This window comes from Blastococcus sp. DSM 46786, from assembly GCF_900109665.1.
GTDB lineage: Bacteria > Actinomycetota > Actinomycetes > Mycobacteriales > Geodermatophilaceae > Blastococcus > Blastococcus carthaginiensis.
Window position 1 is genome coordinate 117,312 of record NZ_FOAO01000007.1, and the last position, 24,779, is coordinate 142,090.

Annotated in this window: 26 protein-coding genes; 12 read left to right on the forward strand and 14 right to left on the reverse strand. The window is 74.2% G+C overall.

Translation table 11 applies throughout. The features are described 5' to 3' along the window. The first annotated feature begins 133 nt into the window (after positions 1-133). Genes BMW62_RS08355 through xylA form a run of 3 tightly spaced genes read left to right on the forward strand, consistent with a single transcriptional unit; the run spans position 134 to position 2,759 of the window. Positions 134-1,417 carry an ROK family transcriptional regulator gene (locus BMW62_RS08355; RefSeq protein WP_091930466.1) on the forward strand — a complete coding sequence of 428 codons (1,284 nt, stop codon included), beginning with the start codon at positions 134-136 and terminating at the stop codon, positions 1,415-1,417. Further along, positions 1,414-1,602, forward strand: coding sequence for a hypothetical protein (locus BMW62_RS08360; protein ID WP_091930392.1), 189 nt, complete (start codon positions 1,414-1,416; stop codon positions 1,600-1,602). Before BMW62_RS08355 ends, BMW62_RS08360 begins: the two co-directional genes overlap by 4 nt. After that, positions 1,599-2,759 carry a xylose isomerase gene (xylA, locus tag BMW62_RS08365; RefSeq protein WP_091930393.1) on the forward strand — a complete coding sequence of 387 codons (1,161 nt, stop codon included), beginning with the start codon at positions 1,599-1,601 and terminating at the stop codon, positions 2,757-2,759. The genes BMW62_RS08360 and xylA overlap by 4 nt, the downstream gene beginning before the upstream one ends. A 46-nt stretch (positions 2,760-2,805) precedes the next feature. On the opposite strand, the gene BMW62_RS08370 is transcribed toward xylA, so the two are convergent. The 4 genes from BMW62_RS08370 to BMW62_RS08385 all read right to left on the reverse strand — a co-directional run bounded on the left by BMW62_RS08370 (position 2,806) and on the right by BMW62_RS08385 (position 4,629). Further along, entirely contained in the window at positions 2,806-3,219 is a 414-nt protein-coding gene (locus BMW62_RS08370; protein ID WP_091930394.1) for a hypothetical protein, read from the reverse strand. Then, positions 3,219-3,716 carry a cupredoxin domain-containing protein gene (locus tag BMW62_RS08375; protein ID WP_091930395.1) on the reverse strand — a complete coding sequence of 166 codons (498 nt, stop codon included), beginning with the start codon at positions 3,714-3,716 and terminating at the stop codon, positions 3,219-3,221. The genes BMW62_RS08370 and BMW62_RS08375 overlap by 1 nt, the downstream gene beginning before the upstream one ends. Before the next feature lie 85 nt (positions 3,717-3,801). Then, positions 3,802-4,122, reverse strand: coding sequence for an alpha/beta fold hydrolase (locus tag BMW62_RS08380; RefSeq protein ID WP_091930396.1), 321 nt, complete (start codon positions 4,120-4,122; stop codon positions 3,802-3,804). Between the two features lie 207 nt (positions 4,123-4,329). After that, the gene (locus BMW62_RS08385) at positions 4,330-4,629 is read right to left on the reverse strand and encodes an alpha/beta hydrolase family protein (RefSeq protein WP_211435045.1); all 300 of its coding nucleotides are present in this window, start codon (positions 4,627-4,629) and stop codon (positions 4,330-4,332) included. Between the two features lie 34 nt (positions 4,630-4,663). Here BMW62_RS08385 and BMW62_RS08390 point away from each other — a divergent pair, with 34 nt between their 5' ends. Beyond that, a complete protein-coding gene (locus BMW62_RS08390) occupies positions 4,664-5,038 on the forward strand; it encodes a helix-turn-helix domain-containing protein (RefSeq protein WP_091930397.1) in 375 nt (124 codons plus the stop codon). Between the two features lie 27 nt (positions 5,039-5,065). Here BMW62_RS08390 and BMW62_RS08395 read toward each other — a convergent pair whose 3' ends face one another. Continuing rightward, positions 5,066-5,569 carry a hypothetical protein gene (locus tag BMW62_RS08395; RefSeq protein ID WP_091930398.1) on the reverse strand — a complete coding sequence of 168 codons (504 nt, stop codon included), beginning with the start codon at positions 5,567-5,569 and terminating at the stop codon, positions 5,066-5,068. A gap of 149 nt (positions 5,570-5,718) precedes the next feature. On the opposite strand from BMW62_RS08395, the gene BMW62_RS08400 reads away from it, so the two are divergent. The 6 genes from BMW62_RS08400 to BMW62_RS08425 all read left to right on the forward strand — a co-directional run bounded on the left by BMW62_RS08400 (position 5,719) and on the right by BMW62_RS08425 (position 13,267). Beyond that, positions 5,719-6,882 (forward strand): ROK family protein, encoded by a 1,164-nt coding sequence (locus BMW62_RS08400; RefSeq protein ID WP_091930399.1) that lies wholly within the window; start codon positions 5,719-5,721, stop codon positions 6,880-6,882. A 276-nt stretch (positions 6,883-7,158) separates the two neighbouring features. Beyond that, positions 7,159-8,757, forward strand: coding sequence for a sugar ABC transporter ATP-binding protein (locus tag BMW62_RS08405; protein ID WP_244523909.1), 1,599 nt, complete (start codon positions 7,159-7,161; stop codon positions 8,755-8,757). Continuing rightward, a complete protein-coding gene (locus BMW62_RS08410) occupies positions 8,754-9,878 on the forward strand; it encodes an ABC transporter permease (RefSeq protein ID WP_091930400.1) in 1,125 nt (374 codons plus the stop codon). The genes BMW62_RS08405 and BMW62_RS08410 overlap by 4 nt, the downstream gene beginning before the upstream one ends. Before the next feature lie 115 nt (positions 9,879-9,993). Next, on the forward strand, positions 9,994-11,016 hold the full coding sequence (locus tag BMW62_RS08415; RefSeq protein WP_244523910.1) for a substrate-binding domain-containing protein: 1,023 nt from the start codon (positions 9,994-9,996) through the stop codon (positions 11,014-11,016). Positions 11,017-11,084: 68 nt separating this feature from the next. After that, complete coding sequence (locus tag BMW62_RS08420) at positions 11,085-12,260, forward strand: Gfo/Idh/MocA family protein (RefSeq protein WP_091930402.1); 1,176 nt, start codon at positions 11,085-11,087, stop codon at positions 12,258-12,260. Continuing rightward, positions 12,260-13,267: a sugar phosphate isomerase/epimerase family protein gene (locus BMW62_RS08425; RefSeq protein ID WP_091930403.1), complete on the forward strand. Its 1,008-nt coding sequence runs from the start codon at positions 12,260-12,262 to the stop codon at positions 13,265-13,267. Before BMW62_RS08420 ends, BMW62_RS08425 begins: the two co-directional genes overlap by 1 nt. Positions 13,268-13,373: 106 nt before the next feature. Here BMW62_RS08425 and BMW62_RS08430 read toward each other — a convergent pair whose 3' ends face one another. The 4 genes from BMW62_RS08430 to BMW62_RS08445 form a co-directional block, all read right to left on the reverse strand. Then, positions 13,374-15,029: a phytoene desaturase family protein gene (locus BMW62_RS08430; RefSeq protein ID WP_139206220.1), complete on the reverse strand. Its 1,656-nt coding sequence runs from the start codon at positions 15,027-15,029 to the stop codon at positions 13,374-13,376. A gap of 279 nt (positions 15,030-15,308) precedes the next feature. Continuing rightward, positions 15,309-15,716 carry a hypothetical protein gene (locus BMW62_RS08435; protein WP_091930405.1) on the reverse strand — a complete coding sequence of 136 codons (408 nt, stop codon included), beginning with the start codon at positions 15,714-15,716 and terminating at the stop codon, positions 15,309-15,311. Then, a complete protein-coding gene (locus tag BMW62_RS08440) occupies positions 15,716-16,216 on the reverse strand; it encodes a cupredoxin domain-containing protein (RefSeq protein ID WP_170852292.1) in 501 nt (166 codons plus the stop codon). Before BMW62_RS08440 ends, BMW62_RS08435 begins: the two co-directional genes overlap by 1 nt. Positions 16,217-16,389: 173 nt before the next feature. Then, on the reverse strand, positions 16,390-17,985 hold the full coding sequence (locus BMW62_RS08445) for a DEAD/DEAH box helicase (RefSeq protein WP_091930407.1): 1,596 nt from the start codon (positions 17,983-17,985) through the stop codon (positions 16,390-16,392). A gap of 327 nt (positions 17,986-18,312) precedes the next feature. Between BMW62_RS08445 and BMW62_RS08450 the strand changes: the two genes are divergently transcribed. Further along, on the forward strand, positions 18,313-19,134 hold the full coding sequence (locus BMW62_RS08450; protein WP_244523911.1) for an MFS transporter: 822 nt from the start codon (positions 18,313-18,315) through the stop codon (positions 19,132-19,134). A 99-nt stretch (positions 19,135-19,233) separates the two neighbouring features. Here BMW62_RS08450 and BMW62_RS08455 read toward each other — a convergent pair whose 3' ends face one another. The 5 genes from BMW62_RS08455 to BMW62_RS08475 all read right to left on the reverse strand — a co-directional run bounded on the left by BMW62_RS08455 (position 19,234) and on the right by BMW62_RS08475 (position 24,138). Continuing rightward, positions 19,234-20,844 carry a GMC family oxidoreductase gene (locus BMW62_RS08455; RefSeq protein WP_091930408.1) on the reverse strand — a complete coding sequence of 537 codons (1,611 nt, stop codon included), beginning with the start codon at positions 20,842-20,844 and terminating at the stop codon, positions 19,234-19,236. Then, on the reverse strand, positions 20,844-22,397 hold the full coding sequence (locus BMW62_RS08460) for an aldehyde dehydrogenase family protein (protein ID WP_211435046.1): 1,554 nt from the start codon (positions 22,395-22,397) through the stop codon (positions 20,844-20,846). The genes BMW62_RS08455 and BMW62_RS08460 overlap by 1 nt, the downstream gene beginning before the upstream one ends. Before the next feature lie 66 nt (positions 22,398-22,463). Continuing rightward, entirely contained in the window at positions 22,464-22,895 is a 432-nt protein-coding gene (locus tag BMW62_RS08465) for an ATP-binding protein (RefSeq protein WP_091930409.1), read from the reverse strand. A gap of 337 nt (positions 22,896-23,232) precedes the next feature. Then, positions 23,233-23,604 carry a hypothetical protein gene (locus tag BMW62_RS08470; RefSeq protein WP_091930410.1) on the reverse strand — a complete coding sequence of 124 codons (372 nt, stop codon included), beginning with the start codon at positions 23,602-23,604 and terminating at the stop codon, positions 23,233-23,235. Positions 23,605-23,814: 210 nt separating this feature from the next. Further along, positions 23,815-24,138, reverse strand: coding sequence for a hypothetical protein (locus BMW62_RS08475; protein ID WP_091930411.1), 324 nt, complete (start codon positions 24,136-24,138; stop codon positions 23,815-23,817). Between the two features lie 218 nt (positions 24,139-24,356). Here BMW62_RS08475 and BMW62_RS08480 point away from each other — a divergent pair, with 218 nt between their 5' ends. Then, positions 24,357-24,761: an STAS domain-containing protein gene (locus BMW62_RS08480; protein ID WP_091930412.1), complete on the forward strand. Its 405-nt coding sequence runs from the start codon at positions 24,357-24,359 to the stop codon at positions 24,759-24,761. Positions 24,762-24,779: the final 18 nt, after the last annotated feature.

The following is a 24,779-nucleotide window of genomic DNA, read 5'->3' on the forward strand; positions in this document are numbered from 1 at the left end:
GGAACGGGACCTTAGGCCGCCCGCCCCGGGGGCGCCCGCTGGAGGGTGGTGGGGGAGGCGGCGGTCCGCCTTGACCGCCCGACCGGGGAGCCCTAATTTGTTTGCGCAACCGACGAATTTCGAGGGGGTGGGCATGGGCGAGGCGCCGTCGCTGTACGACGGGTCGTCCGAGCGGCGGGCTCCGGCGGATCAGGCCACGGTGCGCCGCACCAACCTGGGGCTGGTCCTGCGGCACCTCCGCGACCACGGCCCGCGTTCCCGCGCCCGCATCGCCCAGGAGACCGGCCTGAACAAGGCGACGGTCTCCAGCCTCGTGGCCGAGCTCGCCGACCGCCGCCTGATCACCACCGGCGAGGTGGACCGGGCTGGCTCGGTGGGTCGCCCCGGGCTGACGGTCCACCTGGACGGCGGCTGCGTCTGCGGCATCGGCGTCGAGCTGAACGTCGACTACGCCGCCGTGCTGGTGCTCGACCTGCGCGGCGAGGTGCTGTTCGAGCAGCGGCTCGCCCTCGACCTGCCCGCGCTGGGCGCCGAGCGGACCCTGGACGCCGTCGCCGTGCTGGTCTCCGACGCGGTCGCCGCTGCCGCCGCCACGGGCGCCCGCCCGGCCGGGCTGACCGTGGCGGTCGCCGGCCTGGTCCGCAGCGTCGACGGCGTCGTCACGCTGGCGCCGAACATCGGCTGGCACGACGTGGCGGTGCTGGACGGGTTGCACGCCCGCCTGGGGACCGGCTTCCCGATCCGCGTCGAGAACGACGCCAACCTCTCGGCCATCGCGGAGTGGGCCATGGGCTCGGAGGCGCGCACCCCCGACCTGGTCTACCTGACCGGTGAGGTCGGCGTCGGTGGTGGCGTGATCGTCGCCGGCCGGCTGCTGCGCGGTGCCGGAGGGCTCTCCGGCGAGGTCGGCCACACCTCGCTGGGTGACCCGGACCTCGTCTGCGGCTGCGGGCGGCGCGGGTGCTGGGAGACCGTCGTCGGCATGGCCGCCCTGCTCCGCGCGGCCGCCGACCCCGGCGACCCGGTCGGCGACCCGGCGCGCGACCTGGAGGCCCGCCTGTCGGAGGTCGCCGCCCGAGCCGAGGACGGTGACGCCCGCACCCTCGCCGCGCTCCACCAGGTGGGCGCCTCCCTCGGCACCGGCGCCGCCGTGCTGATCAACCTGTTCAACCCGCGGGTGGTCATCCTCGGCGGCTACTTCGCGGTGCTGGGGAAGTTCCTCATGGAGCCGCTGATGGCCGAGCTGGAGGTCCGGGTGCTCGGGCCCGGGGTGGCCGGCGCGCGCGTCGTCCTCTCCACCCTCGGGTTCTCCGCCGCCGTCCGCGGCGGCGCGCACGTCGCCCTGGAGTCGGTCTTCGACGACCCGACCCTGGTCCCCGTTCCCTCGCTCGAGCCGGCCGGGGCGGGCGCCCGGTGACCACCCGGCCGGCCCCGGTCCACGGCCGCCCCCTCGACGCCCAGGTCACCGACCTGGTGACCGCCCTCGCCGCCGGCGAGCAGCACACCTCCTCGTCCGCCGACGGCCGTGCGATCCAGCGCGCGCCGGAGGCCGCCGAGTACCGCGCAACCCACCGATCGACCCGGACGGAGATCCCCGCATGACCGACTACACCCCCCGCAAGGACGACAGGTTCAGCTTCGGTCTGTGGACCGTCGGCTGGCAGGGCGTCGACGTCTTCGGCGGCCCGGTCCGCCCGCTGCTGGACCCGGTCGAGGCCGTGCACCGGCTGGCCGAGCTGGGTGCAGCCGCCGTCACCTTCCACGACGACGACCTGGTGCCCGACGACGCCACCCGCGAGGCGACCCTCGAGCGGTTCAAGAAGGCGCTGGCCGAGACCGGCGTCGGCGTGGAGATGGCCACCACCAACCTGTTCGGCGCCCCGGTGTTCAAGGACGGCGGCTTCACCGCCAACGACCGCGCCGTCCGCCGCTACGCGCTGGCCAAGGTGCTGCGCAACATCGACCTCGCCGCCGAGCTGGGCGCGAAGACCTACGTGCTCTGGGGCGGGCGCGAGGGCGCCGAGTCCGGTGCCACCAAGGACGTCGCCGCCGCGCTGGACCGGTACAAGGAGGGGCTGGACGTCCTCTGCGCCTACGTGCGCGAGAAGGGCTACGACATCCGCTTCGCCCTGGAGCCCAAGCCGAACGAGCCGCGCGGCGACATCCTGCTGCCGACCATCGGCCACGCCATCGCCTTCATCAACGAGCTGGAGGAGCCCGCCCGCGTCGGCCTGAATCCCGAGGTCGGGCACGAGGAGATGGCCGGGCTGAACTTCGCCCAGGGCATCGCCCAGGCGCTGTGGCACGACAAGCTCTTCCACGTCGACCTCAACGGCCAGCACGGCCCGCGCTTCGACCAGGACCTGCGCTTCGGCGCGGGGAACCTGCGCGGCGCCTTCTGGACCGTCGACACCCTGCTGGGCTCGGGTACCGGCAAGGCCTACGACGGCTACCTGCACTTCGACTACAAGCCGCCGCGGACCGAGGACATGGACGGGGTGTGGGAGACCGCCCGCGCCTGCATGCGCAACTACCTGATCCTGCGGGACAAGGTGCAGGCGTTCCGGGCCGATCCGGAGGTCGCCGAGGCGCTGGAGGCCGCGCGCGTGGCCGAGCTCGCCGTCCCGACGCTGGGCGAGGGGGAGTCGCTCGACGCGCTGCGCAGCGAGGCGCACGACCCCGAGGCCCTCGGTGCCCGCGGCCTGCAGTTCGAGCGGCTGGACCAGCTCGCCATGGAGCACCTGCTCGGCGTGCGCTGAGCACCTCGCGCGGGCGGGCGGGGCACGTCCTCGCCCGCCCGCGCGGTCAGGCCGGTCGCCGCCGGGCGTCGACGGCGAGCACCGCCAGGACGACGACCGCCGCCAGCTCCACCCAGAACGTCTCCCACCACAGCGGCGCCGCGGTGCTCTCGACGAAACCGAACAGGCCCACCGTGGTGGACAGCAGCAGGGCGGCCAGGGTGCCGAGCGCCGTCAGGGCGCCGAGCGCCGCCGCGAGCCACAGCCACCGCCGGGGCGCGACCAGGAGCAGGACCGCGAGCCCGAACCCGGCGATCGCGTCGAGCATGAACGCCGGCCCGATCACGTCGATGGTGCGGTAGCCGTCCGACCACAGGTCCAGGTGCAGCCAGCCCATCACGGCCAGCAGCACCGCACCGATGAGCCGCAGCACCCACGTCAGCGCCCCCGCGCGCCGCCCCCTGGTGGTCGTCGTGGTCATCACGTCACCTCGATGGTGATCTCCATGCCCATCGCCCGGTGGTTGCCGACAGAGCAGTAGAAGACGTACGTGCCGGGCTCCAGCTCCACCGTGAGGGTCTCGGACTGCCCCGGCTGCAGGATCGACGTCCCGGTGACGTCCTCGCCGTCGCGCTCGACGATGAAGTCGTGGCTCGCGTCCCCCTCGTTCGACACGGCGAACTCGTAGGTGCCGGCCGAGAAGCTGTCCTCGTCGAGCTCGATCGCGAAGTCCACGAGCTGCGCCTCGACGGTCTCCGCCGACTGCTCACCGGCCTGCGCCGAGGACTCGGTCGACGGCTCGCTCGAGGACTGGGCCGGGGTCTGCGAGGCGGTCGACTGCGTCGCCGCGGGGTCTGCCGACTCGGCGTCGGTGGACCCGCCGCAGGCCGACGCGGCGACGAGAACTCCGGCCAGTACGACGGCGGAGGCGGTCGAGCGCATCCGTGCGACGGGGCGGGAACGGGTCGTACGAGACATGGGCGCTCCTCGGGTCGGGGGCGTCGTGCGCTCGGTAGCACACGGCGCCCACTCGTCCCGTCGCCTGTTCCTGCCGCCCGGGACGTCAGGTGTTCGTCAGCGGTGGCTCGTCCGGATGGGACGTGTCCGGCTGGACGGCCCTGGCGGACCACTCGACGACCGTTGCCAACAGCTCTTCGTCGACGGGGGAGCGGAGTTCTTTCCGGTAGGCGCCCAGCGCGGCCGGCCCCGGCTGGCGGCGCAGCGTGTGGGTGAGGTCGGGGACGAGGTGGGTCTCCACCTGCCCGCGCACCGTCGCCCCGATCACCTCGAGGTCGTCCGGCCGCGCCTGCAGGTCCTTCGCTCCGGTGACCGCCAGCACCGGGACGTCGATGCGGCGGAGGTCCTCCCGCGGGTCGTGCGCCATGAACTCGCGGAGCCACCGGGCGTTGAGCCGCGCGCCGCCGATCCGGGCCCACGTCGGTGGTCGTGGCCTTGATCCGCTGGTGGTTGGCCGCCACCTTCGACTCGAGGTCGGTGCGGAGGAGGCGGAGCACGAACCGCACCGGGGCCAGGAGCGTCGGGCTGATCTGCCGGGCCTGTCAGCGCAGCAGCTCCTCGCCGGGGGTGGCGCTCATGGCGAGCACACCAGGCCGGCGACGGGGGCACCCCGGGCGGCGAGGGCAGCAGCGAGGATCGCGCCCTCGCTGTGCCCGGCCAGCAGCACGCGGGCGGGGTCGACCTCCGGTCGGGCGCGCAGCGCGTCGAGTGCGGCGCCGAGGTCGTCGACGTTGTCGTGCAGGCCGGCGGCCCGCCAGTCGCCCGGGCTGCCGCCGACCCCGCGCTTGTCGTAGCGCAGCGAGGCGACGTCGAACCGGGCGCGGCGGTGGTTGGAGTCGCGGTCGATCGGACCGGATCCGGACGCCAGCAGCACGGCGGGTACCGGCAGCGGTGCACCGCTGCCCGACGTGCCGGTCGCGTCGCTCTACCGGCACGTCGGCGTGCTGGCCGACGCCGGGGTGCTCCAGGTGGTGGGGGAGCGGAAGGTCCGGGGAGCGGCCGAGCGCAGCTACCGCCTCGTGCTCGAGGCGGCGAACGTGCCGGCCGACCTGGCGGCCTTGTCGGCCGAGGACCACCGGCGCGCGTTCACCGCGTTCGTCGCCTCGCTGCTGGCCGACTTCGACCGCTACCTCGGCCGCGGCGAGCCCGACCTGGCGCGTGACGGCGTCGGCTACCGCCAGGTCGGGCTCTGGGTGACCGACGAGGAGTTCGGCGAGCTCCTGGCCGACCTGCGCACGGTGCTGCAGCAGCGGCTGGCCAACCTGCCCGGCGACGACGGCTGAACCGGCCCGGCGGCGACGCCCGCGGGCTCAGCCGTCGAGGCGCTTGCGCGCCTTCGCGGCCCGCTTGGTGGCCTTGTCGAGGACCTTCGCCGCCCTGCGCACCCGCCGCGACTCGCGGTCGACGGTGCCGCGCACCAGCAGGCCGATGCCGATGCCGAGCAGCCAGCTGTCCTTGGCGATCGTCAGCCCCTGCTCGGTGGGGGCCAGGCTGCCCTCCTTCCGCATGCCCGGCGTCTTCAGGTACAGGCCCAGCAGGCCGCCGGAGAAGGCGGTGAGCGCGGCGCCCGCGACGGCGGTCGGGACGAACGGGGTGAGCAGGGTGGCGCCGATGGCGATCTCCGCCGTGGACAGGGCCTTCGCGAACTGCTGCGGCGGCACGCTGCCCAGGAACGGGTAGGTGCCGCTGGCGAAGCCGTGCATTCCGGCTGCGGCCTCCTCGTCGGCGCCGCGCTTGCCGAGGCCGCTGTTGAGGATGAAGGCGCCGGCGGAGATCCGGGGAGCGATCTCGGACAGCGTGATGGGCAGGCCCATGGGTGCACACCTCTTCGGTCGGGGAGCTGGTCCAGTGCTCAACCGGCGTGCCCCCGTGCGCGGGGCGTCAACCCTGGAGGCCGTCGGCGCCCTCCTCCCATCGGTCGACGTCCGACGGGGTGGGGCGCCGCACGTGCCACTATGGCGGCGTGGCGTCCACCTCTGCCTCGGCCGGCGTGCTGCTGCGCCACGTGCGCACGGGTCGTGCGCGCAGCCGCGCGGACCTCGTGGCGCTCACCGGGGCGTCGCGGAACACGATCAGCGCACGCGTCGACCAGCTGATCGCGGCGAACCTCCTGGAGGAGGGCGGCCGCGGCTGGAGCACCGGTGGCCGCCCCCCGACGCTGCTGCAGTTCAACAGCCGCGCGGGCTGCGTCCTCGCCGTCGACCTGGGGGTCACCAGCGTCGACGTCGCCGTCACCGACCTCTCGGCGCAGATCCTCGGCACGGTGGGGCACCCGATCGACATCGCCGACGGGCCCGGCGCCGTGCTCGCCGAGGTGGACCGGCTGGCCCAGCAGGTCCTCGCCGACGTCGGGCTGACCCCCGGTGACGTCTGCGCGATCGGCATCGGCGTGCCCGGGCCGGTGGAGTTCCCGACCGGCCGGCCGTCGCACCCGCCGATCATGCCGGGCTGGCACGACTACCCGGTCCCGAGCGCCTTCGGCCGGTACGAGTGCCCGGTCTACGTCGACAACGACGTCAACGTCATGGCGCTGGGCGAGATCGGTGTCGCCGGCTCCTCGCAGGACGTGCTCGTCGTCAAGGTCGGCACCGGCATCGGCTGCGGCGTGATCGTCGACGGCCGCGTGTACCGGGGCGCGCAGGGCAGCGCCGGGGACATCGGGCACATCCACGTCGCCCAGCCCGACGGGCGCACCGTCGTCTGCCGGTGCGGGCAGGAGAACTGCCTCGAGGCGATCGCCGGCGGCGGGGCGCTGCTGCGGGACGCGATCGCGGCCGGTCTGCCCGTCGGGACGGTGCGCGAGGTGGTGCGGCTGGCCGCCGAGGGCAACGGTGTTGCGCTGGAGCTGGTGCGGGGTGCGGGGCGCACGATCGGCACCGTGCTCGCCTCGCTCGTCAACTTCTTCAACCCGCACCGCATCGTCATGACCGGCGGCGTCGCGCAGGCCGGCGTCCCGCTGCTCGCCGGTATCCGCGAGGCCGTGTACCGGCGCTCCATGCCGCTGGCCGCCCGGGCGCTGGAGATCACCGTGAGCGAGGCGCCCGACCTCTCCGGCCGGGTCGGTGCCGCGCTGATGGCCATCGAGGAGTTCCTCGACGAGGAGTCGGTCCAGGCCCTGGCCAGGTGAGGCACGGTCGCGCCGAGTGGGCCCCGGAGGTGCCCCGGAGGGGTCCGCGTAGGCGCCACGCAGCGGCTCAGCGCAGTCAGGGCACGGCACCTGGACGCGGTGCGGTCCGGAGGACCGCAGAGTCATGGCCGCGGTGTCGGCCGGAGGCCGACGGAGTGCACGTCTCGGTTCGGTAACCCGTGGCCCAGCGCCTTGACCCCTTGTGACCCGGCACATATGTTGCTGCCTCAACGGACTAATGGTCAGTGGTGAGCAAAAGTCTCCGGAGGTGGCGACGTGGCCGGTGCACCGGGTGCGCGGAGCAGGGACGGCGCGGGGGCGCCCCTGCTGGCGATGCACGGGATCGTCAAGACCTTCCCGGGCGTGCGGGCGCTCGACGGCGTCGACCTCGACGTCCGCGCCGGTGAGGTGCACTGCCTCCTCGGCCAGAACGGCGCGGGGAAGTCCACCCTGATCAAGGTGCTGGCCGGGGCGCACCAGCCCGACGGCGGGCGGATCGAGTGGCGGGGTGAGCCGGTCGCGCTGACCAACCCCCAGACGGCGATGAAGCACGGGATCGCCACCATCTACCAGGAGCTCGACCTGGTCGCCGGCCTCACCGTGGCCGACAACATCTTCCTCGGGCGCGAGCGGTCGCGCTTCGGCCTGGCCCGCCCGGCGCCGGCGAACGAGGCCGCCGGGAAGCTCCTGGCCCGGCTCGGTCACCCGGAGATCCGCCCCACCGCCGAGGTCGGCTCGCTGCCCGCGGCCGCGCAGCAGATGGTCAGCATCGCCCGGGCGCTGTCCCAGGACGCGAAGCTGATCGTCATGGACGAGCCCTCGGCCGTCCTCGACAACGAAGAGGTCCAGCACCTGTTCGAGGTCATCCGCGACCTGACCCGCGACGGCGTCGCCGTGGTCTACATCTCCCACCGGCTGGAGGAGATCCGCGAGGTCGGCGACCGCATCACCGTGCTCAAGGACGGGCGCACCGTGGCCACCGGGCTGCCGGTGCGCGACACCTCCACCCGCCAGGTGATCGAGCTGATGACCGGCCGCGACATCGAGTACGTCTTCCCCGACCGCCGCCCGGTCACCGCGGCGGAGCCGCTGCTCTCGGTCCGCGACCTCGAGCTGCACGGCACCTTCCGCGGGGTGTCCTTCGACGTGCGGCCGGGCGAGGTGGTCGGTCTCGCCGGCCTCGTCGGGTCGGGGCGGTCGGAGATCCTCGAGACGATCTACGGCGCGCGCAGGGCGACCGGCGGCACCGTCACCGTGGCCGGGAAGCGGCTGCGCCCGGGCCGCGTCGCCGCCGCCGTGTCGGCCGGGGTGGGGCTGGCACCCGAGGAGCGCAAGAGCCAGGCGCTGCTGCTGGGCGACGCCGTCTACCGCAACATCAGCATCGCCAGCCTGGCCCGTTTCGCCCGCGGCGGCTTCCTCTCCGGCAGCAGCGAGAAGGACGCCGCGCGGGACCAGGTCCAGTCCCTCGACGTCCGCCCGGCCGACGTGACCCGCGAGGTGCGGACGCTCTCGGGCGGCAACCAGCAGAAGGTCGTGCTCGCCCGCTGGCTGCTGCGCGACTGCCGGGTGCTGCTCCTCGACGAACCGACCCGCGGGGTGGACGTCGGTGCCCGTTCGGAGATCTACGCGCTGATCCGCGACCTGGCCGACCGCGGCGTCGCCGTCGTCGTGGTCTCCAGCGAGATCCCGGAGGTCCTCGGCCTCGCCGACCGGGTGCTGGTGATCTCCGACGGATCCGTCGTCGCCGAGCAGGCGGCCGACGCGCTCGACGAGCACGCCGTGCTCGACCTCGTCATGGAGGGGACGGTCGGCCCGCGCCCGCGCGGCGACCGGCACCAGGCCACCGCACAGCAGCACGAAGGGGACGTGGCATGACCGGCAGCACCGCGACGACCGGGGGAGCGGGCGCACCCGCGCCGTCGGAGGACCGCACGCCCGAGCGCACCGACGGGAAGCGCCCCGGCTTCATGGCCGGGTCGGCGGGGCCCCTGGTCGGGCTCGTCGTGGCCCTGGCACTGCTCTGCATCGTCGGCGCGGTCACCGCGCCGGAACGGTTCGTCGACATCGACAACGTCCTCACGATCCTGCGGCTGGCCGCCGTCATCGGCGTGGTCAGCGTCGGCATGACGTTCGTGATCATCGGCGGTGGCATCGACCTGTCCGTGGGCGCCCTGGTCGCGCTCTCGTCGGTGTGGGCCACCACGCTGGCCACCCAGCAGATGGCCGAGGACACCCACTGGATCGTCATGGTGTTCACGGCGATCGCGGTGGGGGCCGGGGCGGGGCTGGTCAACGGGATCGTCATCGCCTACGGACGCCTGGTCGCCTTCATCGCGACCCTGGCCATGCTCGCCGCGGCGCGGGGTCTGGCCGAGATCATCGCCAACCGCCGGACCCAGATCGTGCAGAACGAGGGCTTCCTCGACTTCTTCGGGGGCGATGTCCTGGGCGTGCCGTCCCTCGTGATCATCTGGGCCCTGGTGTCGGCCGGCGGCTGGGTCCTGCTCAACCGCACCACCTTCGGCCGGCACACCTTCGCCGTCGGCGGCAACGCCGAGGCCGCCCGGCTCGCCGGCATCCGCGTGCAGTGGCACACCCTCAAGCTCTACGTGCTCTCCGGCATCACCTGCGGCATCGCCGCGGTGATGCTCATGGCGCGGACGACGACCGGCAGCTCGACCCACGGCACCCTGCTGGAGCTCGAGGTGATCGCCGCCGTCGTCATCGGGGGCACCCTGCTCACCGGTGGTCGCGGCACGATCGTCGGCACCGTCCTGGGCGTGCTGATCTTCACCACGCTCGAGAACGTCTTCACGCTCAACAACCTGTCCAGCTCGGTCCAGGCCGTCGCCCAGGGCGTGATCATCGTGCTCGCCGTCCTGCTGCAGATGCGGCTGGCGGAGGGACGCGGCGGCGGCTCGGGCCGGCTGTCCGGCCTGCGCTCGGGCCGGGGCGGGCCCGCCGGCGACCGCCCCGGCAGCGGCTCCACCCCCTGATCCGACCCACCCGTCCACCCGCCCACCACCCACACCTGCCGGCGACCCGCCGGGAAGTGGCACACCGAGGAGAGATTCCATGTCTGCAGCGAGGCAGCGTCCCTACCGTCGCCTGATGTCCACCGCGGTCGCCCTGGCCGGCGCCGGCGTGCTCGTCGCCGGCTGCACCAGCAACGAGCCCGAGACCTCCGCGTCGGGGGGTGGCGACGGGAACGCGGTCGCCAGCTCGAACGACGAGACCGGCGAGACCGTCCGGATCGGTTTCTCGGCCCCGGCCGCCGACCACGGCTGGATGGCCGGCATCACCGAGGCCGCCCGGGCCGAGGCCGAGAACTACGAGGACGTCGACCTGATCGTCGCCGAGGGCACCAACGACGTCAGCACGCAGATCAGCCAGGTCGAGACCTTCATCAACGAGGGCGTCGACGCGATCGTGCTGCTGCCCTTCGACGGCGCCGCGATGACCCCGGTCGCGCTGCAGGCGATGGAGGCCGGCATCCCGGTCATCAACGTCGACCGCGAGTTCAACAGCCCGTTCGCCGCCCGCGCCACCATCCTGGGCGACAACTACGGCATGGGCGTCTCCGCCGGCACCTACATCTGCGAGCAGGTCGGCGACAATCCCGACGCCGTCGTCGCGGAGATCGCCGGCATCGACTCGCTGCCCCTGACCCAGGACCGCAGCCAGGGCTTCGCCGACGCGCTCGCCGACTGCGGTCTCGACGTGGACAACCGCGTCGCGGCGGACTTCACGGTCGAGGGCGGCGAGGAGGCCGCGGCCAACCTGCTGCAGGCCGCGCCGCAGATCGACGCCCTGTGGAACCACGACGACGACCAAGGTGTGGGCGTGCTCGCCGCCATCGAGAACGCCGGCCGCGACGAGTTCGTCATGGTCGGTGGCGCCGGGTCGGCGAACGCCATGCGCGAGATCCAGGAAGGGAACTCCGTCCTCCAGGCGACCGTCATCTACCCGCACACCCAGGCCGCCGACGGCATCGCGCTGGCGCGCCTGATCGCGCAGGGGAAGTCGCTCTCGGACCTGGTCTCGCCCGAGGTCCCGCGGGAGATCGTGCTCAACGCCCCCGTCGTCACCTCGGAGAACGTCGAGGACTACATCGACCGCGCGTTCGAGTCCTGATCCGTCCACGGTGCAGCAGGGAAGCGCTCGCGCTTCCCTGCTGCACCACCCCCGCTCCGGAGTTGCACATGACCCCCACCCTCGGCATCGGGCTGATCGGCTACGCCTTCATGGGCGCCGCGCACTCGCACGCCTGGCGCACCGCCCCCCACTTCTTCGACCTCCCCCTGCGGCCGGAGCTGACCGTGCTGGCCGGCCGCGACCAGGCCAAGGTCACCGAGGCCGCCGGCAAGCTCGGCTGGCGCGGGACCGAGACCGACTGGCGCCGGGTGATCGAGCGCGAGGACGTCGACCTGGTCGACGTCTGCACGCCCGGGAACACCCACGCCGAGATCGCGATCGCCGCGCTCGAGGCCGGCAAGCACGTGCTCTGCGAGAAGCCGCTGGCCAACACCGTGGCCGAGGCCGAGGCGATGGCCGAGGCCGCGGCGAAGGCGGCCGCTCGAGGCGTGCGGTCGATGGTCGGCTTCACCTACCGGCGGGTGCCGGCCATCGGGCTGGCCCGCAAGCTCGTCGCCGAGGGCCGGCTCGGCCAGATCCGGCACGTGCGGGCGCAGTACCTGCAGGACTGGATCGCCGACCCGGCCGCGCCGATGTCGTGGCGGCTGGAGAAGGACAAGGCCGGCTCCGGGGCGCTGGGCGACATCGGTGCGCACGTCGTCGACCTGACCCAGCACATCACCGGGCAGGTGCTCACCGGGGTCAGCGCCACGCTGGAGACCTTCGTGACGGAGCGGCCGCTGCCGACCGAGACCGGGAAGCTCGGCGGGGTCGGCGGCTCGGAGACGGGGCAGGTCACCGTCGACGACGCCGCGGTGTTCCTCGGGCGGTTCACCGGGGGAGCGCTCGGCGTCTTCGAGGCGACCCGCTTCGCCCTCGGCCGCAAGAACGGCATCCGGATCGAGATCAACGGCTCGGCCGGCAGCCTGGCCTTCGACTTCGAGGACATGAACGTCCTGCAGTTCTTCGACGGCAGCGAGCCCGCGGAGACCGCCGGCTTCCGCCGCATCATCGTCACCGAACCCGGGCACCCCTACGTCGGTGCCTGGTGGCCGGCCGGTCACGGCCTGGGCTACGAGCACGGGTTCACCCACCAGGTCGTCGACCTGGTCACCGCCATCGCCGCCGGCGAGGACCCGATGCCGTCGTTCGCCGACGGTCTGCAGGTGCAGCGGGTGCTCGACGCCGTCGAACGCAGCGCCGCCGACAGCTCGCGCTGGACCCCGATCCGAGGAGAGAACTGATGCCGCGCCCCGTCACCCTCTTCACCGGCCAGTGGGCCGACCTGCCCTTCGAGGAGATGTGCCGGCTGGCCTCCGGATGGGGCTACGACGGCCTGGAGATCGCCTGCTGGGGCGACCACCTCGACGTCGAGCGCGCGGCGGAGGACGACTCCTACGTGGCCGATCGGCTCGGGCTGCTGGAGAAGCACGGCCTGAAGGTGTTCGCCATCTCCAACCACCTCAACGGCCAGGCCGTCTGCGACGACCCGATCGACGAGCGGCACCGCGGCATGGTGCACCCGCGCGTCTGGGGCGACGGTGACCCCGAGGGCGTGCGGCAGCGGGCCGCCGAGGAGATGAAGCTGACCGCGCGGGCGGCGCGCAACCTCGGTGTCGACGTCGTCGTCGGCTTCACCGGCTCCAAGATCTGGAAGACCGTGGCGATGTTCCCGCCGGTGCCCGAGTCGATGATCGCCGACGGCTACCAGGACTTCGCCGACCGCTGGAACCCGATCCTCGACGTCTTCGACGAGGTGGGCGTGCGGTTCGCCCACGAGGTGCACCCGTCGGAGATCGCCTACGACTACTGGACGACGGTCCGCGCGATGGAGGCCATCGGCCACCGGGAGGCCTTCGGGCTGAACTGGGACCCGTCGCACTTCGTGTGGCAGGACCTGGACCCGGTGTCGTTCCTCTGGGACTTCAAGGACCGGATCTACCACGTCGACTGCAAGGACGCGAAGAAGCAGGTGGGCAACGGCCGCAACGGGCGGATGGGCTCGCACCTGCCCTGGGCCGACCCGCGGCGGGGCTGGGACTTCGTCTCCACCGGGCACGGCGACGTCCCGTGGGAGGCCTGCTTCCGGATGCTCAACACCATCGGCTACGACGGGCCGATCTCGATCGAGTGGGAGGACGCCGGCATGGACCGCCTGGTCGGCGCGCCCGAGGCCCTGGAGTTCGTGCGCCGGCTGGCCTTCGACCCGCCGTCGGCCGCGTTCGACGCCGCGTTCTCCAGCGGCAGCTAGCGCACCGGGGCGGCCGGAGACGTCCGGCCGCACCCCCGGTGGCACGGTGCCGACTCGTCGTCATGTCGTCCGGCTGACATGACGACGAGTCGACATCTCGCCGAGATCAGCGACTCCGGCGCGCCAGAGCGGCCCCGCCCGCGGCGACGGCCGCCGCGCCGCCGGCGACCCAGCGGCGGTAGGGGTGGGGCTCCAGGATGCGGCGGGCGCACAGCGACCCGGAGACGCCGTTGGTGCCGCCGCCGGGCCAGGTGGCGGCACCGACGAGGTAGAGGCCCTCGATCGGCATCTCGTAGGTGGAGGCGCCGGGCCACGGGCGGAAGAAGAAGTTCTGCCACAGGTGGTGGCTGCCCGAGACGCTGTCGCCGCCCACCAGGTTCGGGTTGGACCGTTCGAGGTCCAGCGGGGAGAGCACCGTCCGCGCCAGCACGCTGTCCCGCGCACCCGGCGCGTACTCCTCCAGCTTCGCCAGCACCCGGTCGGCCACCGGCTCCCTGGCCTCGTCCCAGTGGGTGGCGGTGATCTCCCCGGCCGCGTCGCCACGGATCTCCGACGGCAGCATCCGCACCTGGACCCACACCACCTGCCGGTCGTCCGGGGAGCGGGTCGGGTCGACCTGCGAGGTCTGCCCGACGATGAGCAGCGGGCTGTCGGGCAACTGCCCCGCCAGGGCCTGCTGGTAGGTGCGTGCCAGGTCGTCGACGTAGGGCGCGACGTGCACGTAGGCGAAGCGGGACAGCTCCTCCTCGGCCTGCCACTGCAGCGGCCGGTCCAGCGCGAGGTGCACGACCATCGTGCCCGGCCCGTACCGGTAGCGCTCGGCCCGCGTGCGGGTGGTGTCGCTGACCGCGGGATCGTCGCGCAGCAGGTCCCCGAAGAGCTGGGTGGGCGTGGTGCCGGCGACCACGGTGCGGCGCACCCGGATCTCCTCGCCGTCGCCGAGGCGCACCCCGGTGACGCGGTCGCCGTCGGTGAGCACGCGGGTGACCGGGCTGCCGGTGCGCACCTCGCCACCGGCCTCGCGCACCAGGGCGGCCAGCGCCTCGGGCAGGCGGGAGATGCCGCCCTCGGCCACGGCGATGCCCTGCTCCATGTCGGTGAAGGTCTCGAGGAAGGGGAACATGGCCCCGCCGGACACGTCGGGGCCGTAGTCCAGGTGCATGCCCCACGTGGCGATGAGCGCCTTGGCCTCCGGGGTCTCGAACCAGGTGTCGCCCAGCTCGCGGGTCGAGGCCGACAGGGTCCGCAGCAGCTCCAGCGTGTCGAACACCCCGGCCGCCCGTACCCCCTTGGCGAGGCCGGCGAGCGCGCGCAGGCTCGGCAGCGACGTGGAGTACAGCGGCATCAGGGCCTTCATGAACATGCCGTAGCGCTCGTGCAGCCCCCGCCAGCCGGCGAGGTCGCGGGCGCTGTGCTCGCCGAGCAGCCGTTCGGTGCGCTCGACGTCCGAGTAGACCCGCAGGCTGCGCCCGTCGGGGAAGACGTTGCTGTAGGAGCGCTCGCTCACCGCCGGCCGGAAGCCGTGCCGGGCGAGGTCGTCACCGAACTCCTGGAACGCCGGGCTGGCGAGGAAGAGGTTGATGTTCGTCGCGTAGAGGTCGTGCACCAGCCCCGGCTGCGTGACCTCGCCGCTGCGGGTCGCGCCGCCGATCTCGTCGTTGCGTTCGGCCACGAGCACGTCCCAGCCGGCGCGGGCGAGCGAGACGGCGGTGATCAGGGCGTTGTGGCCGGAGCCGATGACGACGGCGTCGACGGTGCGCACGGGCGCTTCCTCCCGGTCGGTGGCGGGTCCAGGCGCCGGAGGCAGGACGTCACCAGCTTCGGGCACCCGGCCCGGGACTGCCCAGCAACGAGGGGCACCGATGCGAGCGAGGCACCGGCGTCATCCATTCGTCATGTGCGGGTCCGGCGACGTCGACCCAGAACAGGTAGCCGGCGGTCAACGCGCCGAAGACGATGTGCGCCCGGCGTCGCCCCCGGTGCCCAGCCGGGAGAGCGTGGCGACACCGGCGACGCCCACCGTCTCCCGCGGCGGTCCTCCTCAGCGGCGGTGTGCGGTCAGCACGGCGAGCGCACCGAGCACGACGGTGCCCGCGGCCTCCACCCAGAGCGACTCCCACCACAGCTGGGCGGCGGTCGTCTCCTGGAAGCCGAAGAGCCCCACCGTGGTCGACAGCAGCAGCGCGGCCAGGGTGCCGAGGCACAGCAGGGCCCCGGCGGCGGCGGCCCAGGGCAGCAGCCGCCGGGGGGCGACGGCCACGGCCAGTGCGCCGCCGAGAGCGAGCACTGTGTCGAGAGCGAACGCCGGGCCGATGACGTCGATGTCGCGGTAGCCCTGCTGCCACAGGTAGCCGTGGATCACCGCCACCCCGAGCAGCAGCGCGACGCCGAGGATGCGCAGCACGAGCACGGTAGGGGAGGACCGCCGGGCGGTCGGGCCGGCGACCATCAGGTGACCGTGACCTGGACCTCCATGCCCAGGGCGCGATGGTTGGCCACGGAGCAGTAGAACACGTACTCACCGGGTTCGAGGTCGACGGTCAGCGTGGCCGTCTCACCGGAGCTGATGACATCGGTGGAGGCGATGTCCTCGCCGTCCTGCTCGACGACGATGTTGTGGCTGGCCTCGCCTTCGTTGACCAGCTCGATGGTGAGTTCCCCGGCGCTGAACTCGGTGGTCGGCAGTTCGTAGTCGAAGTCGACCGCGGCGATCGTGACCTCCTGAGCGCCGGCCTCGTCGGTCTCGGTCTCCGTGGTCTCGGGCTCCGTGGTCTCGGCCTCCGTGGGCTCGGCCGATGTCGGCGGCGCCTCCTCCTCCACCGTGGGGGTGGTGCCGCCGGTCGCGGTGCCGGCGTCGTCGTCCGAGCCGCCGCAGGCGCTCAACGTCAGCGCGGCGGCACAGGCGAGTGCGGCCGCAGCCCGGCGGTGCTGGGTCCTGCTGTGGGTCACGCGAATCTCCTCGGTCGTCATGTGCCTCGCGACCTGCATGCTGCGCCGCGACGCGTGGCTGTACCCGGAGTTCGACCGTGCCCCGCCGGACGGTTCGCAACCGTCTGTTACAGGACCGTCATGCGACGGCCGAGCTGGACGACGGTGCCGACCAGCTCGGCGTCAGGAACCGGTCAGCGGCCGCCGCGGCGCGAGCGCGCGCTGAAGGAGGCCGCCGACGACGAGCCCGCGCGGGCCGCCAGCTCGGCGCGGGTGCGGGCCGGACCGCTCGGCCGGCCGGACCCGGAGCCCCCGCGGGCACCACCCGAGGACGCGGCCTTCGGAGAACCACCGCCCGCGGACCCGCGGCCCGAACCGCCGCGACGACGACCGCCGCCGCCCTGCCCCTGCGGTTCCGGCGCGGGCGCCGGCTCCACGTGGGGTGCTGCCGGGCCGGTGAGCTCCTCGATCTGCGCGGCACCGGGCCGGATCTGGCTGACGATCGGGCTGATGCCGGCCTGGCGGGTGAGGGTGCGCACCTCGCCGGTCTGGTCGGGCGTGGTCACGGTGACGACGGTGCCGCCGGCGCCGGCGCGAGCGGTACGGCCCGAGCGGTGCAGGTAGGCCTTGTGCTCCGTCGGCGGGTCCACGTGCACGACCAGGGCGACGTCGTCGACGTGGATCCCGCGGGCGGCGATGTCGGTCGCGCACAGCACCCGGGTCGAGCCGTTGCTGAACGCCTCGAGGTTGCGCTCGCGGGCGTTCTGGCTGAGGTTGCCGTGCAGGTCGACGGCGGGGATGCCCGACGCGGTGAGCTGCTTGGCGAGCTTCTTGGCCTGGTGCTTGGTGCGGGTGAACAGCACGCTGCGGCCCAGCCCCGCGGCCAGCAGCCGCACGACCTCGCCCTTGTCGGCGCTCTGCACGTGGAAGACGTGGTGGGTCATCGTGCTGACCGGTGCGACGGCCGGGTCGACCGAGTGGGTGGTCGGGTTGCTCAGGTAGCGCTTGACCAGCACGTCGACGCCGTTGTCGAGGGTGGCCGAGAACAGCATCCGCTGCCCGACCTTCGGCGTCCGGTCCATGATCCGCTTGACGCCGGGCAGGAAGCCCAGGTCGGCCATGTGGTCGGCCTCGTCGAGGATGGTGATCTCCACGCCGCCGAGGTCGCAGTGCCCCTGGCCGATGAGGTCCTCGAGCCGGCCCGGGCAGGCGATGACGACGTCGACGCCGCGGGCGAGCGCCTGCACCTGCGGGTTCTGGCCGACGCCACCGAAGATCGTGGTGGCGTTCATGCCCAGCGCGCGGGCCAGCGGGTCGACGACGGCGAACACCTGGTTGGCCAGCTCGCGGGTCGGCACCAGCACCAGCGCGCGGGGGCGCCTGGCCTGCCGCCGGGTGCCGGAGGTCGCGAGCCGGGCGATGAGCGGGATGGAGAAGGCCAGGGTCTTGCCCGAGCCGGTGCGCCCGCGGCCGAGGACGTCACGGCCGCCGAGGCTGTCGGGGAGCGTCGCGACCTGGATGGGGAACGGCGCGGTGATGCCGCTGGCCGCGAGGACCTCGACCATCGGCGCGGGGACGCCCAGGGCCTCGAAGGTGCTGTCGGTGGGCAGGACGGTGGCGTCGGCCCCGACGGGGACGACGGGCGGCGCCGGGACGGCGGCGGGGGTCTGCGAGGTGGTCTGCTGCTCGCCGGCGGGGCGGGTGCCCGCGCCGCGGCCGCGGCCGCCCCGGCGACGGCGCGGTCGCCCGTCGGCGGCGGGGGTGGACGGGGTGGTGTTCTGCGAAGTCATCGGTTCCTCGACACTCGAGTGGCCGCACGAGCACCTCGGCGCGGACGAGCGCGGCGCTCCTGCACGCGGGCAGGGCGGGCTCGCATCGTCGGCGAGACGTCGGTCAGCCTGGCGCGCCTCGGTGGCGCAGCCTGGGCCCGACGTCGATTCCTGCCGCTCCGGATGAGCGAGGGCGGCGCCGGTACACCCCACTCAACCAGACCCGGCGCCCGCGTGGTCCCACCCGGGGGGAGTGACAGGTCACATCGGGTGAGGCGCCGGTCCGCGATAGGTCCTGCGCCGGGCGACCCGGCCGGCCACCTCGCTGCCGTGGTCCCGGCGGATCACGTGGAGGAGGAGGTCGATCCCGGCGGCGTTGCCTGCGGAGGTGAGGACGTCGCCGTCCTCCCGCTGGTGGCCTGGCTGCTCCGCGACCGGCCACGCGACGTCGGGGCCGTCCTCTACAGCGGGACGGCGGCCGACGACGTCGAGCCGGTCCGTGCCGGTGCCGCGCGCGCAGCGGTCCAGGGGCTGGTGCTCGCCGCGAGGTCACGGCCGTTCTGGCTGCTGGCGGCCGGCTTCTTCATCTGCGGCATGTCGACCAACGGGCTGGTGCAGCCGCACTTCATCCCGGCCGCGCACGACCACGGCATGCCGGTGACCACGGCGGCCGGGCTGCTGGCCGTCGTCGGGGTCTTCGACATCGCCGGCACCGTCTTCTCCGGCTGGCTCACCGACCGCGTCGACCCGCGGGTGCTGCTGCTGGCCTACTACGGGCTGCGCGGCCTGTCGCTGTTCGCGCTGCCGACCCTGTTCGGGCCGGACCTGCACGTCAGCATGATCGCCTTCATCGTCTTCCACGGCCTGGACTGGCTGGCCACGGTGCCGCCCACGCTGGCGCTGTGCCGCGAGCACTTCGGCGCCCGCGCGCCCGTCGTCTTCGGCTGGGTCTTCGCCTCCCACCAGGTCGGCGCGGCGGTCGCGGCGTTCGGCGGCGGGGTGATCCGCGACGTCACCGGCTCCTACGACCTCGCCTGGTTCCTCGCCGGCGGGCTGTGCCTGGTCGCGGCCGCTGCCGCCATCTCCATCCGCCGCAACCTGGCCCCGCCCACGGCGACCGCGTTGCCGACCGATCGCGGGGAGGCCGCGGCCGCGCAGGCCCACGGCTGACGGAGGGCTCCTCCCTCATCGTGGCGCGTCCTCCCGCACCGCGGACCGTGAGGGAGGGCGCGCCATGATCAGGTTCCCTGATCCCAGCGCAGACGGTCGTCAGCCGGCGGTCAGCTGCGCAGCCGGTGCACGGCCCAGGACCAGGTCGGCCGCCCGCTCGGCGATCATGATCGTCGGGGCGTTGGTGTTGCCGCGCACCAGCGTCGGCATCACCGAGGCGTCGACCACCCGCAGGCCCTGGATGCCGTGCACCCGCAGCTGCGGGTCGACGACGGCCCGCTCGTCGGTGCCCATCCGGCAGGAGGAGACCGGGTGGTACAGCGACTCGAGGGTGTCGCGCACCGTCTGCCGCAGGGCCTCGCGGCCGTGCACGCCGCGCCCCGGCGACCACTCCTCGGCGAGCACCGGGGCGAGCGGGCCGGTCGCGGCGATCTCCCGGGCCTGCTCCACCCCGGAGACCAGCGCGTCGAGGTCCCGCTCGTCGCTGAGGTAGCCGGCGTCGATGGCGGGTGCCCACGTCGGGTCGGCCGAGCGCAGCCGTACCGAGCCCCGCGACTGCACGTGCACCAGCACGACGGCCGAGGTGAACGCCTCGGCGTCGGGGTCGATCTCCGCCTGCTTCCAGAACTTCACCGGCAGGAAGTGCATCTGCAGGTCCGGCTCGGCCAGGTCGGGGTTCGATCGGGTGAACAGGCCGGCCTCGGCGAGGTTGGAGGTCAGCGGCCCGCGGCCGGTCGCCTTCCACCGCGCCAGGTTGAGCGGCGTCTCGGCCAGCCGCAGCGACTTCCCGGAGCGCACGTTCCAGATCACCGGCACGAGCGGGTGGTCCTGCAGGCCGGCGCCCACCCCCGGGAGGTCGTGCACGACGTCGACGCCGACCTCGCGCAGGTGGTCGGCCGGGCCGATCCCCGAGAGCATGAGCAGCTGCGGGGAGTTCACCGCGCCGCCGGAGAGCACCACCTCGCGGGTGGCGCGCACCGTGCGCAGCTCCCCGCCGCAGCGGTACTCGACGCCGGTGGCGCGGCCGTGCTCGACCAGCACCCGGGTGGTCAGCGCCCCGGTCCGCACGGTGAGGTTGGGCCGGCCCGCGGCGGGGTGCAGGTAGGCGTCGGCGGCAGACCAGCGGCGGCCGCGCTTCTGGGTCACCTGGTACGGGCCGGCGCCCTCCTGCGTGGCGCCGTTGAAGTCGGGGTTGCGCGGGTGGCCGGCGGCCACCGCCGACTCGATCACCGCCGTCGTCCACGGGTGGGGCGAGCGCAGGTCCTCCACGCGCAGCGGGCCGCCGACCCCGTGCCACGCGTCGGCGCCGCGGGCGTTGTCCTCCATGCGCTTGAACAGCGGCAGCACCTGCTCGTAGGACCAAGCCGGGTCACCGGTCAGCTGCGCCCACTGGTCGTAGTCGGCGCGTGCCCCGCGGACGTAGATCATCGCGTTGATCGACGAGGACCCGCCGAGCAGCTTCCCCCGCGGCCAGAAGAGCTTCCGGCCGCCGAGGCCCGGCTGCTCGTCGGTCGTGTAGTTCCAGTCGTGCCGGGTGCGCCACACCTTGTAGAGCCCCGCGGGGATCTTGACCTCGAGCACCGAGTCGGGGCCACCGGCCTCCAGCACGAGCACCCGCACGGTCGGGTCCTCGGTGAGGCGCCCGGCCAGCGCGCTGCCGGCCGAGCCGGCCCCGACGACGACGACGTCGTACTCCTCGTGCGCGCCCATCAGCGGTGCCGCCCGTGGACCATGCCCATGACCCGGGCCAGCGCGTCGGCAGCGTTGGCCGGACGGCCGAAGCTCATCAGGTTCACCGGCAGCGGCACGCGCTGGCGGGTGATGGCCTTGGCGCGGGTGAACTCCTTGAGCCCGTCCTCGCCGTGGATGCGGCCGAAGCCGGAGTCGCCCACGCCGCCGAAGGGCAGCGCGGGCACGGAGGCGAAGGTCAGTACCGAGTTGATCGACGTCATGCCGCTGCGCATCCGGCGGGCGAGGTCCATCGCCCTGTCCTTGGACGCCGAGAAGACCGCACCGGCCAGGCCGTAGCTCGTGTCGTTGGCCCGCTGCAGCGCCTCCTCGGCGTCGCGCACCCTCGTGATGGTGAGCGTGGGGCCGAAGGTCTCCTCCTGCACCGCCGCCGAGGTCTCGGGGACGTCGAGCAGCACGGTGGGCGCGACGTACCCCTCGGCGGGGAACGCATCGGCGTCCGTCCCGCCGGTGACCACGCGGGCGCCCGCGGCCTCGGCGTCGGCGACGTGCCGGCGGACCACCTCGATCTGCGAGGACATGGTCATCGGGCCGTAGGTCGCCTCGCCGTCGGCACCGGGGCGCAGCGTGCGCACCTGGGCGGTGACGGCGTCGACGAAGCGGTCGTAGACCGCCTCGGTGGCGTACACCCGCTCGATCCCGATGCAGGTCTGGCCGCCGTTGCTCATCGCGCCCCAGACGGCGGCGTCGGCGGCGGCGGCCACGTCGGCGTCGTCGTCGACGATCATCGCGTCCTTGCCGCCGAGCTCCATCAGCACCGGGGTGAGGGTCTCGGCGCAGGCGGCCATGACCTTCTTCCCGGTGGCGGCCGACCCGGTGAACGCCAGCTTGTCGACCGGTACGCGGCACAACGCCGCACCGGTGGCGCCGTAGCCGGTGACGACCTGGAAGGCGTCCGCGTTGTCGGGGACGGCGGCCCGCCACGCGGCGGCCAGCCACGCACCGACGGCGGGCGTGTGCTCGGAGGGCTTGAAGACGACCGCGTTGCCGGCGGCCAGCGCGTAGGCGATCGAGCCCATCGGCGTGAACACCGGGTAGTTCCACGGGCCGATGACGCCGACGACGCCCAGCGGCTGGTACTCCAGGTAGGCGGCGTGGTTGGCCGCGAGCAGGCCGGGGCTGACCCGGCGCGGGCCGAGGGTCTTGCGCGCGTGGCCGGCGGCCCACGCCAGGTGGTCGACGGCCAGGGTGATCTCGAGGATGGCGTCGGCGTGCGGCTTGCCGTTCTCGCGGTGCACCAGGTCGGCGAGCTCGTGCATGCGCCGGGCCAGGTACCCGCGGTAGGCCGAGAGCCGCTGCTTGCGGCCGTCGAAGCCCAGCGCCGCCCAGCGCTCCGCGGCGGCACGGGCGCGGGTGACGGTCTCGCCGACCGCGGCCTCGTCGTGCACGGGGAAGACGCCGACGACGGCGCCGCTGGCCGGCGCGGTCGACTCGAAGGTCTCGGTGGTGGCGTGCCGGTCGACCGTTCCCGCGGCGGAGCCGGTGACCGTGTCCAACTGCTCGGCGAGCGACATGTGGCGCACGTTACCGGCGGGTCACAGACATCGGGGCGGGGGTTCGCCCGGTCGGGGTCAGCGCGCTCAGGCGCCGCCGTCGACCACGGCCCAGGCGGTCTTGGCGCCGGCTTCGGGGAACCAGCCGTGCGCCGCCGACAGATCGGCCACCAGGTACAGCCCGAAGCCGCCGAGCCCGGGGTCGCGGCCCTGGGCCGGCGCGGGCGGGACGTCGACGGCGGAGTCGCGGACCGCGATCAGCCACCGGTCGCCGTCGCGGCCGAGGACCGCCGCGACCGGGACCCCGCCGTGGCGCAGCGCGTTGGAGGTGAGCTCGTCGGCGATCAGCACCAGCCGCTCCGACCAGTGGTCGCGCTCGGGGTGGGCGACGGTGCGGCTGCCGGTCGTGGACAGCCGGAGCCGGGCGCGCAGTGCGGCCAGCTCGCCCAGGGAGGACAGCTTCTGGCACCACACCTCGGGGAACGGTCGCGGTGGTCGCGCGGCCTGCCAGAGCCCCACCGGTCACCGCCTCTCCCCGCCGGCTCTGCTCACCGGTCGTGGCGCCCCCCTGCCCGTTCCGGTGCGGCGCGAATCCTCACCTCACCCCGAAGAGGGGGCCGGAGCTGGACGGCCGGGCCCGGCGGCCGGGCGCGTCGTCACCACCCGCCCGCGCGCCCGCCGGGACCGGTGGGGGCCGCCGTCCGGCGGCGCATCCGTGCCCCCGCGGGCGGGCGCGGCACAGGTGCCCGGGGAGCTCGCGCTCTGCCCAGCCGGCGTGGGCAGAGCGCGAGCTCCCGGGAGAGGGACCGCTGCCCGCCGGCCGGGCGGGCGTCCGGAGCAGGAACGGGACCGGAGCTCAGCTGCCCCAGCGCGGGATGGCGGCCGCGCCGGGCGCATGGCCGTGCGTGGCCGGTCGGCCGTCGTTGCGCCGGGTGCTCGTCCCGGCGGCTCCCGGCGCCGGGGACACCGACTGCCAGCAGCGGAACAGCGACAGCCACCGCTCGGCGGTCAGCTCCGCCGGCCGGGTGGTGGGCGGGAGGCCCTCCTGCCGCAGCCAGCGGACGCCGGCCGTCCCCGGCAGCTGGGCTCTCAGGAGCGCGCCCAGCGGGGCCGACGGCGAGGCGAGGACGGCGTGGGCGAGCCGGTCGAACGCGGCGGTCTCGCTCTCGGGGAGCGCGGTGCGGGCGTCGGCGGCCGGGCCGGCCGGTTCAGGGGTGCTTCGTGACACGGGGTGCCTCCGGGGAGGTGCGGTGGGGGGCGCCCCGCGGGCACGGCAGGGACCGGGCGGGGGCGCAGGGGAGCGGGCGCCCGGGAGGACCGGGCGCGGACGGCGGGCGGGGATACCGGCCCGCGGCGCGTCAGCTCAGGAGGTGCGCAGTCGCACGGAGTACCGCATGGGGAGGGACGCTAGGCCGGAACCGCCCCGGCGTCGACCGGATTAACGAGAGGCGTCCCGCGCCGCCTTGCGCGCCTGGTGGGCCTCCCAGCGGGCGCGGTCGCGCGCCCGGGCGTCGGCGTTGCGCTCCCACTTGTCCTTGCGGCGGCGCGCGCGGGCCAGCTCCCGCTCCTCGAAGGTCGCGTGCGACTCCCAGCCCTGCGCGGCTGCGGCCAGGGCGAGCACGGTGAGCGCCGCGATGGCGACCGCGGCGGCGAGGATCGGGTCGAGCACGGCGAACGCGCCCACCGCGACGGCCAGCGCGACGAGGCCGCCCACGACCAGCAGCGGGGACGGGCGGCGGGACGAGGGGCGGGGCTCGGTCACGAGACCAGTATCCGTCGCCGGGCGGGGCCGGCGGCGGACCGTCCCCGCGGCCGCCGGTGCCGGGTCGGCCACGTGCGGCGGCGACCCTTGCGCCCCGCCCCGGCGATGCCTACGGTCAGGATCGCGGTTCAAGCAGCAGCCGCGAACCCAGTGCTGGTCGTCGTGTCGTTCGCGTCCGCAGGCTCACTGGTCCGGTTCTGGCCCCGAGAGGCAAACCCGTGACCGCTTCCTCGCTCGACCGTCCGCTCACGGGATCCGTCCAGTCCGCGGCCGGGCTGGACCTCCCACCCGCCGCGCCCCTCGCCCTCGAGGTGGCCGGTACCGCTGCCCTGCCGCGCCTCACCGTCGCCGGCGAGGTCGACTGCACCTCCGCCCCGCAGGTCGCCGCCGTCCTCGACGAGCTGGTCGCGGCTGCGCCGCAGGAGGTCCTCGTCGACCTGACCGCCGTCACGTTCCTCGACTCCGCCGGTCTGTGCACCCTGGCCGCCGGGCACCGCAAGGCGCTGGCCGGCGGTGGGCGGCTGCGGGTCCTGGCCGCCACCCGTGCGGTCGTCAGGCCGCTGCAGATCACCGGGCTCTGGGACCTCCTCGGCGGCGAACGGGTCGGCGGCGCCGCGACCTGATCGCCGCCCGGACCCGCC